The 13,670-nt window shown below is 64.6% G+C and carries 11 protein-coding genes; 10 read left to right on the forward strand and 1 reads right to left on the reverse strand.

Annotated elements, in window-relative coordinates; all coding sequences use genetic code 11:
* Positions 1–119: 119 nt before the first annotated feature.
* On the reverse strand, positions 120–815 hold the full coding sequence (locus Q0H23_RS05130) for an amino acid racemase (RefSeq protein WP_293836341.1): 696 nt from the start codon (positions 813–815) through the stop codon (positions 120–122).
* A 227-nt stretch (positions 816–1,042) separates the two neighbouring features.
* Between Q0H23_RS05130 and ybaK the strand changes: the two genes are divergently transcribed.
* The 10 genes from ybaK (at position 1,043) to Q0H23_RS05180 (ending at position 13,300) form a co-directional block, all read left to right on the forward strand.
* Positions 1,043–1,552, forward strand: coding sequence for a Cys-tRNA(Pro) deacylase (ybaK, locus tag Q0H23_RS05135; RefSeq protein WP_293836343.1), 510 nt, complete (start codon positions 1,043–1,045; stop codon positions 1,550–1,552).
* On the forward strand, positions 1,549–3,333 hold the full coding sequence (locus tag Q0H23_RS05140; protein ID WP_293836345.1) for a lipid II flippase MurJ: 1,785 nt from the start codon (positions 1,549–1,551) through the stop codon (positions 3,331–3,333). The genes ybaK and Q0H23_RS05140 overlap by 4 nt, the downstream gene beginning before the upstream one ends.
* A gap of 667 nt (positions 3,334–4,000) precedes the next feature.
* Complete coding sequence (locus tag Q0H23_RS05145) at positions 4,001–5,230, forward strand: C40 family peptidase (protein WP_293836347.1); 1,230 nt, start codon at positions 4,001–4,003, stop codon at positions 5,228–5,230.
* Positions 5,231–5,458: 228 nt separating this feature from the next.
* Positions 5,459–6,682 (forward strand): hypothetical protein, encoded by a 1,224-nt coding sequence (locus Q0H23_RS05150; protein ID WP_293836349.1) that lies wholly within the window; start codon positions 5,459–5,461, stop codon positions 6,680–6,682.
* Positions 6,682–7,938, forward strand: a complete 1,257-nt coding sequence (locus Q0H23_RS05155; RefSeq protein ID WP_293836351.1) for a DegT/DnrJ/EryC1/StrS family aminotransferase — start codon at positions 6,682–6,684, stop codon at positions 7,936–7,938. The genes Q0H23_RS05150 and Q0H23_RS05155 overlap by 1 nt, the downstream gene beginning before the upstream one ends.
* A gap of 311 nt (positions 7,939–8,249) precedes the next feature.
* Complete coding sequence (locus tag Q0H23_RS05160) at positions 8,250–9,488, forward strand: ABC transporter substrate-binding protein (RefSeq protein ID WP_293814664.1); 1,239 nt, start codon at positions 8,250–8,252, stop codon at positions 9,486–9,488.
* Positions 9,489–9,677: 189 nt separating this feature from the next.
* Positions 9,678–10,559, forward strand: a complete 882-nt coding sequence (locus Q0H23_RS05165; RefSeq protein ID WP_293814663.1) for a branched-chain amino acid ABC transporter permease — start codon at positions 9,678–9,680, stop codon at positions 10,557–10,559.
* Between the two features lie 4 nt (positions 10,560–10,563).
* Positions 10,564–11,679 carry a branched-chain amino acid ABC transporter permease gene (locus tag Q0H23_RS05170; RefSeq protein ID WP_293836353.1) on the forward strand — a complete coding sequence of 372 codons (1,116 nt, stop codon included), beginning with the start codon at positions 10,564–10,566 and terminating at the stop codon, positions 11,677–11,679.
* On the forward strand, positions 11,672–12,586 hold the full coding sequence (locus Q0H23_RS05175) for an ABC transporter ATP-binding protein (RefSeq protein ID WP_293814661.1): 915 nt from the start codon (positions 11,672–11,674) through the stop codon (positions 12,584–12,586). The genes Q0H23_RS05170 and Q0H23_RS05175 overlap by 8 nt, the downstream gene beginning before the upstream one ends.
* A 3-nt stretch (positions 12,587–12,589) precedes the next feature.
* Entirely contained in the window at positions 12,590–13,300 is a 711-nt protein-coding gene (locus Q0H23_RS05180) for an ABC transporter ATP-binding protein (RefSeq protein ID WP_293814660.1), read from the forward strand.
* Positions 13,301–13,670: the final 370 nt, after the last annotated feature.

Below are 13,670 nucleotides of genomic sequence, written 5' to 3' on the forward strand. Positions count from 1 at the left end.
AAGGCCAACGCACCCGGCGCGTGGGCGCGCATGCGTACGCAAAGGCGGTGCGGCATCACGAATGGTGCCGTACCGCCTGTCGTTTGCGGGGATGTCGTGCGTCGGGCGTCGCGCGGACCCTACACGTAGGTGGCGCCGCTGCGGACGATCGACTCGCGGATCAGGGTGTCCATCGCGTCGATGCAGAGGTCGGGCACCTCGTGGTCGCGCTTGACGACGGAGAGCTCGGTGCAGGCGAGGATCACGGCGTCGCAGTCGAGACGGATGAACTCGCGCATCACGCGGTCGAACTTGTGCATGTCCGCAGGTCTGCCTGCCTTCACGTCGTCATAGATGATCGACATGACGTCGGCCTGGCGTTCGGGGGAGGGCACGACCCACTCGACGCCGGCTGCCTCGCACTCGTGCGAGTAGATGCCCGTTCGGACGGTGCCGTCCGTGCCCATGATGCCGACGCGCTTGGCGCCCCGGCCCTCGATTGCCTCGCGTACGGCCTCGCGTGGCATGTGGATGATGGGCACCTTCGTGAACGCCTGGATCTTGTCGTAGAAGTAGTGCGAGGTGTTGCACGTGATGGCGACGTGCGCGCACCCGAACGCCTCGAGCGCCTGGAGGTCGACGCGCATGCTCTCGAGCAGTTTGGCGTCGTCACCGGTCTCGATGGCCTCCGTGCGGTCGGGCATCGAGGCCTGGCTGATGAGGACGAGGTCGAGGTGGTCCTGGTCGCGCTCCGCCTTGGTATGGCGAATGATCTCGCTGTAGAAGTACGACGATGCCTCGGGACCCATGCCGCCGATGACGCCTAGCTTCTCCATGATGAACACCAGCCCGTCTTCTCCATGCGACCTGCGCATATTCGGTCTTCCGTAGTGGTTAACTATACCCTTCGTAACGGATACGTTGTGACGGTCCTGCGAAGGCCCGTCTACGAGCAGTTTTATGGTGGCCCGTGTGCGGGTCGCCGCGGAGGGCGCGGCTTTGTCCCGCGTCTCGCACGGAAAGCAACGGGGTTGCTCGCGCGGCGCCCGTCGGGAGGAGCCGAATGGCACGCAAGGAGAGGGTCCAGAAGACGAACGCCATGCGCGAGCTCGAGCGTGGCGGCGTGGCGTACGAGGCCATCACTTTCGAGGAGCCCGACCCGACCGGCGTGAGCGATCTCGGCGTGCGCATCGCGAACATGCTCGGCTATGCCCCCGAGCAGGGATTCAAGACCCTCGTGTGCGTGACTCCCGCCGGCGGCCACGTCGTCTGCTGCGTCCCCTCCGGCGACGAGCTCGACCTCAAGAAGGCCGCGGCCGCGGCGGGGGAGAAGTCCCTGTCGCTCATGCACGTCCGCGACCTCGAACCCACGACGGGCTACGTGCGCGGCGGCTGCTCGCCCGTGGGCATGAAGAAGCAGTTCCCTACCCTTATCGACGAGACCGCACAGCTCTTCGATGACATCTACATCTCCGGCGGACGTCTGGGCCTCACCCTCAAGCTGAACCCGGAGGAGCTCGTCTCCTTCCTGGGCGCCACCCTCGCCGACATCTGCCGAGAGGACCTCAAATGACCGACGAAATTAAGGCGTCCGAGCAGGGCGAAGCCCTGGCCGAGAAGCGCGGGGAGGTCGAAACCGTCGCCGGTGTCACCGCCGTACGTGCCGAGGCCGACGTGCCCGGCGAGGCCACCGTGCCCGGCGATGCCGCCACCGCCGAGGCCACCGAGGTCTCCGCGGCCGAGGCCGCCGAGGTCTCCGCGGCCGAGGCCGCCGAGGCCACCGATGCGGCAACCGACGCCAACGTCGGCCGCAGCGCCGCGATGATGAGTGCCCTCGTCATCGTGAGCCGCCTCACCGGCTTCTTCCGCACATGGGGCCAGGCCTTCGCGCTTGGCACCACGCTGCTCTCGAGCTGCTACACCGTGGCCAATAACCTGCCCAACCAGCTCTACGAGCTCGTTATCGGCGGCATGCTCATCACGGCGTTCCTCCCTGTCTACCTCGATGTTCGCGAGCACAAGGGTAAGGATGGCGCCAACGCCTACATCTCCAACCTGCTCTCGATCCTGCTCGTCCTGCTCGGCGTATGCTTCGTCCTGTGTCTCGTCTTTGCCGCGCCCCTGATCTGGGTGCAGTCCGCCAAGACCGACCAGGCGCAGATGGCCGATGGCATCACGCTCTTCCGCTTCTTCGCGATCGAGATCGTCCTCTACTGCCTCTCGAGCCTGGCGTCGGGCATCCTCAACGCCGAGCGCGACTACTTCTGGAGCAACGCCGCTCCCATCTTCAATAACCTCATCACCATCGCGTCGTTCATCGGCTTCGCGGCGCTCGTCAACGTGAACTACTCGGTGGCCTTCCTCATCCTTGCGCTGGGTAACCCTCTCGGCGTCGCCGTTCAGGTCCTCATGCAGCTCCCGAGCCTGCGCCGCCATGGCATCAAGCTCACCTTCCGCATTGACCTGCATGATCCGGCCCTGCGCGAGACCGTGGGCATCGGCGCCCCTACCCTCATCGTCACCGCGTGCTCCTTCGTGACGACTTCGGTCATGACGTCGATGGCACTCGCCGCCGTGCCCGAGCAGGGTGGCTCCATCCAGTACTACGCGCGCCTGTGGTACACCCTGCCCTACGCCGTGCTCGCCGTGCCCATCACCGTGGCGATGTTCACCGAGATGAGCGAGAGCTTCGCCAAGGGTGACGAGCATGCATTCAGGCGCCAGGTCTCGACGGGCATGGGGCACGTGATGTTCGCCCTCATCCCGTTTATGGTCTATCTGATGGTGTTCTCGAAGCCGCTCATGTCGTTGCTGCGCGTGGGCCAGTTCGACGCCGAGAGTGCCAACCTCACCGCCGCCTACCTCGCGACGCTTGCGCTCGCGCTCCCGTGGTACGGACTCCAGACCTTCTTCCAGAAGGTGTTCTCCGCGATGAGGCGCATGACGCTGTTCGCACTCGCCAATGTCGCGGCCTCCGTCGTGCAGGTCGCGTTCACCGTCGGGATGGTGGGCGTCCTTGGCATCCACGCGGTTTCCCTCGGCAGCGCTATTTTCATGCTTATGCTGTGTGTGGTGTCGCTTGCGTTCCTGCACCACGCCATGGGTCGGATTGGCATCCGCGGCCTTGTGGTTAGTAGCATTCGCGCGTTGGTGCTGGGGCTTGCGGGCGGCGCCGTGGGCGCGCTCATCGTATGGCTGATGGGTGGCCTTGGCTCGCTGACGATCACCCGCGCGATCATCATCATCGTTGCGGGCGGCATCCCGTCCGTGCTCGTGACCTACGGCATCGCCGTCGCGCTCAAACTCCCCGAGGCCAGCTTCGTGAGCAGTATCCTGCGCAAGTTCCGCCGATAGGGGTCGCCCAAGCTGCGGTGTCTGCGCGCTCCCCGGGCGCGCTCGTGAACGACGCACGTGAGAGTGCGCGGGTTTTCCCGCGCTCGGGCCCGCGTCAGGCGCTCAGCTGAACGCCTGACGCGGGCCCTTTCAATTAGCGGAGCCGAAATGACGTGGCAAAAACGACGAACGTAAAGTAGACCTTTTTAAAGCAATTAGTCTACCTGCGGTTTCCCAAATGAGGATTGGGCCTCTACTCGGCGCGAGCGAAAAATGCCACGTCATTTCGTCATTCTCTTCGGGGAAAGCCAAAAACGACCGCCCATTTCCGCAAAGACGAAGGTGGCGGGCCAAGTTGACAAGATGCTGCGACCGTCCTATGCCGCTGACACGCCGCGGCCGCTTCGGGCCTCCGGCGTGCCGCCTGCCGCTTCGGGACGCCGGTGCCGCTGACATGTTGCGATTGCTCTGGACCGTCGGCGCGCCGTCTGCAGTTCCGGGCCGCCGCCGCTGACATGTTGCGATTGCTCAGGGCCTCGACACGTTGCCTGCCGCTGGGACACCGGCGTCAACGGCCAAATTGCCGCCTGACCAGGTTGTGTGAGCATACAGTGACGCCATCTGTTGCCGGGGGTTGGGCGCGGCGGAATCCTCGCCTATACTGATACCACCCGAAAGGAGAGGGACAATGAACCTTAAACGCACAGCCCCCACCGTCGGCAAGCGCCTCGTCGTCACCGTTGTTACCGCGGGGCTTCTGTTTGCCACGTCGCCCACTGCCGCCCTCGCGGCGTCTTCGTCGGACCTCCAGGCCCAGCTCCAACAGGCCGAGGCCCAGACCGCCAAGTACCAGGAGCAGGCTAACAACGCCTTCGCCGAGCTCGAACAGCTCCAGGCCCAGCTCGAGGACACCCGAGCTCAGATCGCCTCCACGCAGGAGGAGGTCTCGCAGAAGCAGACCGAACTCGACGCCGCGCAAGAAACCCTCGCCGGCCGCGTCTCCTCCAACTACAAGACCGGCGGTGTCTCACTCGTCTCGATCATCTTCGACTCCTCGAGCTTCGAGGACCTCGTCAGCCGCGTCTACTACGCGAACCGCGTGGCGGAGTCTGACGCCGAGGTCATCAGCCAAGTCCAGGGCGTTCAGGCTGAACTCGCCGCCAAGCAGAACGAGCTCGAGTCCCAGCAGGAGGAGCAGCAGAGGCTCGTTGACGACGCGCAAGCCAAGGCCGGCGAGATCCAGAGCGCGCTCGAGCAGCAGCAGTCCTATGTGAGCTCGCTGTCGAGCGAGGTCCAGGAGGCGCTCGCCGCCGAGGAGGCCCAGCGTAGGGCCGAGGCGGAGGCCGCCGCGAACGCCGGCGGCAACGCTGGCTCGAACAACTCCGGCTCGAGCGGCGCCACCTCCGGTAACTCCGGCTCGAGCAATAACTCGGGCGGTAACTCCGGCTCAAACGGCAACTCGAGCTCCGGCTCGAACAGCAACTCCGGCTCCCACTCCAGCGGTAACCAGAACTTTGGCTCCGGCGTCTCCGGCGCCATCGCCGCCGCCAAGTCCCAGCTCGGCGTCAGCTACTCGTGGGCCGGCAACGCCATCCCCGGCCAGGAGTTCGACTGCTCCGGCCTCGTGTGGTGGGCCTACAAGAAGGCCGGCATCTCCATCCCGCGCGGTCAGCGCATGAGCAACGGTCGCGGCAACTCGATGATCGGCTGGTGCCTCGATGGTGGCGGCTGGACGACGGACCAGAGCCAGCTCCAGGCGGGTGACCTCATGTTCTGGGGCGGCGGTGTCAACAGCACCACCCACGTGGGCATGTGCATCGGCGGCGGCCTCATGATCCACTCCAACTGGGGTGGCGTCGAAATCGCCAGCGTGTACTATTCGTCGGGCAGCTTCGTTGGCGGCGGCCCCATCGTCTAATGGGGCGAAAGAAAGCTAGACTTTGGCGGGGTGCCTTCCGGGGCGCCCCGCCTTTGTGTGAGTGTGAGACCCCGTCGCGCCGCTGGCGCGCGGCGGATGCAAGTGGGGCCACCGCGCCGGCTACGTCGCGCGCGGCGGCTGCAAGCAAGACCGATCCGCGCGCCGAGATCGACCCGGCGCGCGTTCAGACATCCGATGCCGGCGGTGCCGGCGCGGGAGGGAGTGCACATGAGCAGCACGGATAGGCGTCCGTTTGTCCCGGTTCTTCTCGGGACCGAGATCGCGGGCTATGGCATGGCCCGCGCGTTCTATGAGGAGTTCGGCTCGACGTGCGTGGTGTACGGCACCTTTGGCCTCACGCCGACGGCCAACTCGAAGTTCATCGAGGTCCGCGTCGTGCCGGACCTGCTCGAGGGCACGCGCCTCACTGAGGTCCTGAACGCAGCGGCCGACGGCTTCGGCGATGTGGTCCCGCTGCTCGTTCCCTGCGGGGATGACTACTCCGTCGCGCTCTCGCACCAGATGGATGACCTCGACGCGCGTTACGCCGTCGTGTGCGCCTCCGGCGACATCGTCGACCGCATGAACGACAAGGAGAGCTTCTACCAGCTCTGTGAGGAGCGCCACGTCCCGTATCCCAAGACGGCCGTAACCGACGGACCGACCGTCCCCGAGCTGCCCTTCGGCTTCCCCGTGGCCCTCAAGCCCTCCGACGCCCCGGCATACCGCGCCCACCCGTTCAAGGGCCAGAAGAAGGCCTTCGTCCTCGGCACGCCTGAGGAGCTCGAGGAGACCGTCCGCCGCATCTACGAGGCCGGCTACCCGGGCCGTCTCATCATCCAGGACTTCATCCCCGGCGACGACCGCAACATGCGCGTGGTCAACGGCTACGTGCGCGGCGACGGCACCGTGACCCTCATGAGCCTCGGCCACCCTCTGCTCGAGGATTACTCGCCCATGGCGATCGGCAACTACGCCGCAATCCTGTCGTACGCGGACGACGCCATCTACGACACGGTGGAGAGCCTGCTTGGCCACAGCGGCTACCGTGGCTTCTTCAACATCGACATGAAGTACGACCCGCGCGACGGCTCCTTCCGACTGTTCGAGGTGAACCCGCGTGCCGGCCGCAGCAGCTTCTTCACGACGCTCTCCGGCTACAACCTCGCCCGCTACGCCGTCGACGATCTCCTTGACGGCGGCGTGCTTGAGCCCGTTCGCGCGACCAACGAGGTCCTCTGGTACGGCGTGCCCAAGTGCGTCGTGCGCAAGTACGTGGAGGAGGGCCCGGAGAAGCGCCGCGCGCTCGAGCTCATGAGCCAGGGCAAGTGCGGCACGACCATCTTCGGCGCGAAGGACAACAGCCCGAAGCGCCTGTGGAACATGGCCAAGCTCTGGGTCCACTACGTGGTGGACTTCCGCAAGTACTTCGGCAAGAGGGACCTGTCCTAATGGCAGCCGAGAAGTGCGCGGGCGCCGCCGAGAAGTGCGCCGAGCAGCCAGTGGGAGCCACGGGCGCGGGCGCCGCCGAGGCACCTGCCGCGGACATCCCCTCCGATCTCGCCGTCCGCCAGATGCTGGCAGCGCGCTCCGGTACGAGGCCCGAGGACTGGCACCTCACGTTCAAGGCACGCCAGGCGATGCGTGTCGCCTGCGACGCCATCGCGGCGGCGGGCGGCCGCGAGGTCGCTACGCAGCTCTTCACCTGCTGCACCGCCGTCGACCCGATCACCTCTGCGGGCCTTTCTCCCGTCTTCTGCGACATCGACCCCGGCACGCTGGCCATTTCCGCCGCGCTCGCCGGCGAGCCCTCCGCCGTCATGTTGCAGCACACCTGCGGCCTTATGGCGCCTGCGGCAGACGCCGCGCTCGCCTCTGCCGCTCATGCCCGCGGAGCGGTCGTGCTCGAGGACTGCGCGCACTGCGTGGGTCGTCTCGCCACCGACGCCGAGGACAAGCCGCTTGCGGACCTGTCCTTCCACTCCTTCGGCGTCGAGAAGATGCTGCCGACGCACTTCGGCGGCGCCGTCTGGGTGAACCCGGAGTTCGGTGCCACGCCCCTCGGCGCGGACGTCATCGCTCGCCTGGAGGCGTTGCCTGCCCTCGGCGCTCGTCGTGCCAAGGCCGCGCGCCACTACCTCAACCAGATTCGCGTCCTCAATCACCTGCCGGCCGGCATCAGCCACGCGCTGCGCCGCCGCCTGACGGCCAGCGGGGCCTTCGAGCCCGCGATTAGCGAGGCCGAGCTTGCGGGCGGGCTCGCGAGCGCGCCCGAGCGTCCGGACGACTGGGTGTGCGTCACTGCGCGCGCCGCGCTTGCCGACCTTGACGCCAACGAGGCCCTGCGCCGCGAGGCCGTCGCTGCCTATCGCGAGGAGTTCGCGGACGTCGCCGGCGTGCGCGTTCCCGCCGCGGCCTTCGCGGGGGATGCCCAGCCACTCCTGCGCTTCCCGGTCTTCCTCGAGGGCGCCGAGCGCGCCGACGCCGCCATCAAGTCCGTGCGCGCCGCGGGACTCTATGCAGTCGCGTGGTATCGCGAGCCGCTCTTCCCGGGCGTCACGAAGCCCGAGGCCTACGGCTGGGACGGCACGCTCGGCGCTTGGCCTGAGACCGCGCGCGCCTGCGAGGGCGCCGTGTCGCTTCCGACGGATGTCGCGCCCGAACGAGCCCGCGAGGTCGCCCGCCTCGTCATCGAGGTCGCCCGCTAGCTCCGCAGGCTCCGCGCCCCGTCGCTGGCCCGCCGCCAGCCCCCGCGCGTCCCGCTTCACCAACCGCATAAACGCGCCTCCTATATGGGCGCGACCAAGTGGCGTCGGCGTCCCTGCCGGCGTCACTTCCTATATTGAATTCACTTGCATGACCGGGCTTATATTTCGGCGATGTTAAAACGTTTTCACCTTATGGATTTCCATCTTGCTATCCGTTTTATGCACGCTAGGATAGCTAACCAACGCGCTCGGGGGAGGCCTGACCGGGTGCGCCAAAACATCTCATCGGGCCGTATCGAGGAGGATGAAAGATGGAGTCCAAGCGTTTTGACATGACTCGTAGGAACTTCGTTAAGCTGTCTGGTGCCGCGAGCATTCTAAGCGCGACCGCTCTTGCCGGTTGCGGCAACTCCGGCTCTTCCGCGAGCACGGCCTCTGGTTCCGATTCCGCTGACGCGTTCAAGATCGGTAACATCGGCCCGCTGACGGGCGCCGCCGCCATCTACGGCACCGCCACCAAGAACGGCGCCCAGCTCGCCGTCGACGAGATCAACGCCGCTGGCGGCATCCAGCTCGCGCACAACTGCCAGGATGACGAGCACGATCCGGAGAAGTCCGTCAACGCTTACAACAACCTCAAGGACTGGGGCCTGCAGGTTCTCGTCGGCACCACCACCACCGCTCCGTGCGTGGCCGTCTCCGCAGAGACCAACGCCGACAACATCTTCGAGCTCACGCCGTCCGCCTCGTCCAACGATGTCATCGGCGGCCAGGCTGACGCCGACGGCAACGTGACCACCCCGCGCAAGGACAACGTCTACCAGATGTGCTTCACGGACCCCAACCAGGGCACCGCGTCCGCTCAGTACCTTGCCCAGAAGCAGCTCGGCACCAAGATCGCCGTCATCTACGACAACTCCGATGCCTACTCCACTGGCATCTTCAAGAAGTTCGAGGCCGAGGCTGCCGAGCAGAACCTCACCATCGTCTCGACCACCACGTTCACGGCCGACAACGCCACGGACTTCTCCGTCCAGCTGAACGACGCCAAGAACGCCGGCGCTGACCTCGTCTTCCTCCCGATCTACTACACCCCGGCGGCGCTTATCCTCACCCAGGCTGCCAACATGGGCTACGCCCCGAAGTTCTTCGGCTGCGACGGCATGGACGGCATCCTCACTGTGGAGGGCTTCGACACCTCCCTCGCCGAGGGCCTCATGCTCCTGACCCCGTTCGTCGCCACCGCGACCGACGAGAAGACCCAGGCTTTCACCAAGGCTTACAAGGACGCCTATGGTGACGAGCCGATTCAGTTCGCCGCTGACGCCTATGACTGCGTCTACGTCATCAAGGACCTCCTCGAGAAGACCGAGTGCACGCCTGACATGAGCGCCTCCGACATCTGCGACAAGCTCAAGGCCGCCATCGTCGATGGTTACACCTACTCTGGCCTGACCGGCGAGAACATGACTTGGAAGGAGACCGGCGAGGTCTCCAAGGAGCCCAAGGGCATGGTCATCAAGGACGGCGTGTACCAGCCGCTGGACTAGTCCTGCAGCGATCGGGCGGGCGTCTCGCGCGCTCCGCCTAAGACGCGTCGTCCGTAATAGCGTGAATAGCGAGCGGGGGCCATCGGCTTGATGGTCCCCGCTCGTCGGTAGGAGACAAGGGTTGCCGGGAGGTTCCGCGCCAGTTGCGAACCGGTTTCGGTGACATGATTTGAAAGGAGGCGGCATGACATGGGCTTTCTGACGAACCTCATCAACGGCCTGTCGCTCGGCAGCGTCTACGCGATCATCGCCCTGGGCTACACCATGGTGTACGGCATCGCCAAGATGCTGAACTTCGCTCACGGCGACATCATTATGGTCGGTGGCTACATCTGCTTCTGTGCCGTGAACTACCTGGGCCTTCCCACCGGAGTGGGTGTCCTGCTCTCCATTGTCGGCTGCACCGTCCTGGGTATCGTGATCGAGCGCCTTGCCTACAAGCCCCTTCGCAACGCGCCGTCCCTCGACGTTCTCATCACCGCCATTGGCGTGAGCTACTTCCTGCAGAACTCTGCGCTGCTTATCTGGGGTTCCGACACCAAGTCGTTCCCGTCCGTCGTGAACCTGCCGTCCGTTTCCCTGTTCGACGGGCAGCTCGTGGTGAGCGCCATCACCATCGTCACGGTCGTCACCGGCATCATCGTCATGATCGGCCTGACGATGTTCACCGGCAAGACCCGTATGGGCAAGGCCATGCGCGCCTGCTCCGAGGACCGTGGCGCCGCCACGCTCATGGGCATCAACGTGAACTCGACCATTTCGCTCACGTTCGCCATCGGTTCTGGCCTGGCTGCCGTCGCCGGCGTGCTCATGTGCTCCGCTTACCCGACGCTGATCCCCACCACCGGCTCGCTTCCGGGAATCAAGGCCTTCACTGCCGCGGTCATCGGTGGCATCGGCTCGATCCCGGGCGCCTTCGTGGGCGGACTCGTCCTCGGTGTCATCGAGATTTTCGCGAAGGCATACGTCGGCACGCAGCTCGCTGACGCAATCGTCTTCGGAGTGCTTATCGTCGTTCTGCTCGTGAAGCCGTCCGGCCTTCTCGGCAAGACCGTCAGGGAGAAGGTGTAGCGCCATGGCAGATAAGAACACCGCCGCCGCAGCCGCTCCCCGCCGCATGAGCAAGCGCCTGCAGTCTAACCTCATCACGTACGCTATCGTTATCGGCTTTTTTGTCCTCATGACGGCGCTCGAGGCCACGGGCATTCTGACCAACTCGCTCGCGGGCCAGCTGGTTCCCATCTGCGCCTATGTGTGCATGGCCGTGTCGCTCAACCTCGTCGTTGGCATTTCGGGCGAGCTGTCGCTCGGTCATGCGGGCTTTATGAGCGTGGGTGCGTTCTCGGGTTTCGTCGCGTTCAGCCTCGTGAACGGTATCGTCAACAACGCCCTTCTGGCTTACGTTATCGCGCTCGTCATCGCCGCTGTCATCGCGGGCGTGGCCGGCTTTGTCATCGGCATTCCGGTCATGCGCCTGCGTGGTGACTACCTCGCCATCGTGACCCTTGCGTTTGGCGAGATCATCAAGAACATCCTGAACAACCTCTATGTTGGTCTCGATGGCAGAGGCCTGCACTTCTCGCTCGCCGACGCCAAGGCCCTTGGCATGCAGGGCGGCACGCTGCTCATCAACGGCCCGCAGGGCGCTACGGGTATCACCAAGATGTCGACGTTCGCCATCGGCATCGTGCTCGTGCTCATTACCGTGACCGTCGTGCTCAACCTCGTGAACAGCCGTACTGGTCGCGCCATCATGAGCGTGCGCGACAACCGCATCGCCGCCGAGTCCGTGGGCATCAACGTTACCAAGTACCGCATGATCGCCTTCGTGGTCGCCGCCGCGCTCGCAGGTGCCGCTGGTTGCTTCTATGCGATGGGCTACAGCTCCATCGTGCCGAAGAAGTTCGATTTCAACACCTCGATCCTGGTGCTGGTGTTCGTGGTTCTCGGCGGCATGGGCAACGTCCGCGGTTCGATCATCTCCGCCGCACTCCTTACCGTTCTGCCTGAGATGCTGCGCGCCATCTCCGACTGGCGCATGCTCATCTACGCTGTCGTGCTCATCCTCGTGATGATTATTTCCAACAACCCGACGCTGCGTCAGCTTGCAGGTGGTCTGAAGTCCAAGTTCAAGAGGCCCGTGAAGTCGCAGGACGACGCGACCGAGAAGGGAGGCGAGGCCGATGCCTAGCAACGCATCCTCGCGCCATGCCGCGGAGCGCCGCGAACGCACCAAGATGGTGCCGCTGCCGAGCGACGCGATCATCCCCGAGCGCGATCTCTACGATCGTCCCGTCCTCGAGTGCCGTCACCTTGGCATTGATTTCGGCGGTCTCCGTGCGGTCGATGACTTCAATTTCACCGTTGGCAAGACCGAGATCGCCGGCCTCATCGGCCCGAACGGTGCCGGCAAGACCACGGTCTTCAACCTGCTGACCAAGGTCTATAACCCCACGCGTGGCATGGTTATGCTTGACGGTACCGATACCGCCGGTATGGATGCCGCCGCTGCGAGCCGCCTTGGCGTCGCGCGTACGTTCCAGAACATCCGTCTCTTCTCGTCGCTGACCGTCGAGGACAACGTCAAGATTGGCCTGCACAACCAGATCAAGGAGAGCGCCGTGAGCGCCGTGCTGCGCCTCCCCTCGTATTGGTCCGCGGAGAAGAAGATGCATGAGCGTGCCCTCGAGCTGCTCGACTTCTTCGACATGGGCGTCTATGCGAACCACATCGCGGGCTCGCTGCCCTATGGCGCCCAGCGCAGGCTCGAGATCGTCCGAGCGCTGGCCACCAACCCGAAGCTCTTGCTGCTCGACGAGCCTGCCGCTGGCATGAACCCGTCCGAGACGGCCGAGCTTATGGATAACATCCGCAAGATTCGCGACGAGTTCCAGATTGCCATCATGCTCATCGAACACGACATGGACCTTGTCATGGGCATTTGCGAGGGCATCGCCGTCCTGAACTTCGGCAAGATCATTGCAAAGGGTACGCCCGAGGAGATCCAGAGCAATCCGCTGGTCATCGAGGCATATCTCGGCAAGCAGGATGACGCCTCTGCTACCGCGCCCGCGACCACGACTGACGAGGAGGCCTAAGGCATGAGCATTCTTCACGTTGAGGACCTTAACGTCTACTACGGCTCCATCCACGCGGTGAAGGGTATCTCCTTCGACGTGGAGGAGGGCGAGATCGTAACCCTGATCGGTGCGAACGGCGCCGGAAAGTCCACGACGCTCAACACCGTCGCAGGTCTCCTGAAGCCGCGCGAGGGCAAGGTTGAGTTCGAGGGCGAGAGCCTTCTGGGTGTGCCGCCTCACACCATCGTGGGTAAGGGCATGGCCCTCTGTCCCGAGGGTAGGCGTGTGTTCCTGCAGATGAGCGTTCGCGAGAACCTCGAGATGGGTGCCTTCACGCGCCGCGACTCGGCGGAGATTGCCGATTCGCTCGAGATGGTTTTCGACCGTTTCCCTCGTTTGAAGGAACGCGAGGGCCAGAGCGCCGGTACGCTTTCCGGCGGCGAGCAGCAGATGCTCGCCATGGGTCGCGCGCTCATGAGCAAGCCACGCCTTCTCATGCTCGATGAGCCCTCGATGGGCCTCGCTCCCATTCTCGTGCAGGAGATCTTCAACATCATCAAGAGCCTGCATGATACGGGCACTACGGTTCTGCTGGTCGAGCAGAACGCGCGTATGGCGCTTTCCGTCGCGGATCGCGCGTACGTGCTCGAGACCGGTCGCGTGTCGATGAGCGGCGACGCAGCCGATCTCGCGAACGACGATCGCGTGAAGCAGGCCTATCTCGGCGGCTGATGCGCCGCTGTCGCCATTGCGGCAAATGTGAGCTACGAGCAAGGGGCCGGCTCCCTACGGGAGTCGGCCCCTTGTATTTCGTCCGATCGATGGCGAAAACACCGGCGCCTTGGACCTGTATGTCAACTCACCCGAGAAGTATGGACCTGATTGGGGAATCACCAAGTAGTCCCCTAATAGGCAGGCGTACTACCTGGACGTTCCGTCTCTAAACAACGGGGTCTACTCAGGGAAAAGACTTTAGGTCCATACTTCTCGGGTGAGTTGTTTTTGGCGGGTAATCCGTGCGTGTTTGAATGCCACCAATCCGACCTTTATGGCCGTGCGAATTCAAATCTAGCGTTAAGTAGGGGGGCTATTATCGGTCCTG

The organism is uncultured Parolsenella sp. (genome assembly GCF_934660935.1).
Taxonomy (GTDB): Bacteria; Actinomycetota; Coriobacteriia; order Coriobacteriales; family Atopobiaceae; genus Parolsenella.

Coding starts and splice junctions, on each gene's coding strand:
- ybaK (WP_293836343.1), top strand. CDS start 1,043: ATGGCACGCAAGGAGAGGGTCCAGAAGACGAACGCCATGCGCGAGCTC.
- Q0H23_RS05145 (WP_293836347.1), top strand. CDS start 4,001: ATGAACCTTAAACGCACAGCCCCCACCGTCGGCAAGCGCCTCGTCGTC.
- Q0H23_RS05150 (WP_293836349.1), top strand. CDS start 5,459: ATGAGCAGCACGGATAGGCGTCCGTTTGTCCCGGTTCTTCTCGGGACC.
- Q0H23_RS05170 (WP_293836353.1), top strand. CDS start 10,564: ATGGCAGATAAGAACACCGCCGCCGCAGCCGCTCCCCGCCGCATGAGC.
- Q0H23_RS05160 (WP_293814664.1), top strand. CDS start 8,250: ATGGAGTCCAAGCGTTTTGACATGACTCGTAGGAACTTCGTTAAGCTG.
- Q0H23_RS05175 (WP_293814661.1), top strand. CDS start 11,672: ATGCCTAGCAACGCATCCTCGCGCCATGCCGCGGAGCGCCGCGAACGC.
- Q0H23_RS05180 (WP_293814660.1), top strand. CDS start 12,590: ATGAGCATTCTTCACGTTGAGGACCTTAACGTCTACTACGGCTCCATC.
- Q0H23_RS05130 (WP_293836341.1), bottom strand. CDS start 815: ATGGAGAAGCTAGGCGTCATCGGCGGCATGGGTCCCGAGGCATCGTCG.
- Q0H23_RS05140 (WP_293836345.1), top strand. CDS start 1,549: ATGACCGACGAAATTAAGGCGTCCGAGCAGGGCGAAGCCCTGGCCGAG.
- Q0H23_RS05155 (WP_293836351.1), top strand. CDS start 6,682: ATGGCAGCCGAGAAGTGCGCGGGCGCCGCCGAGAAGTGCGCCGAGCAG.
- Q0H23_RS05165 (WP_293814663.1), top strand. CDS start 9,678: ATGGGCTTTCTGACGAACCTCATCAACGGCCTGTCGCTCGGCAGCGTC.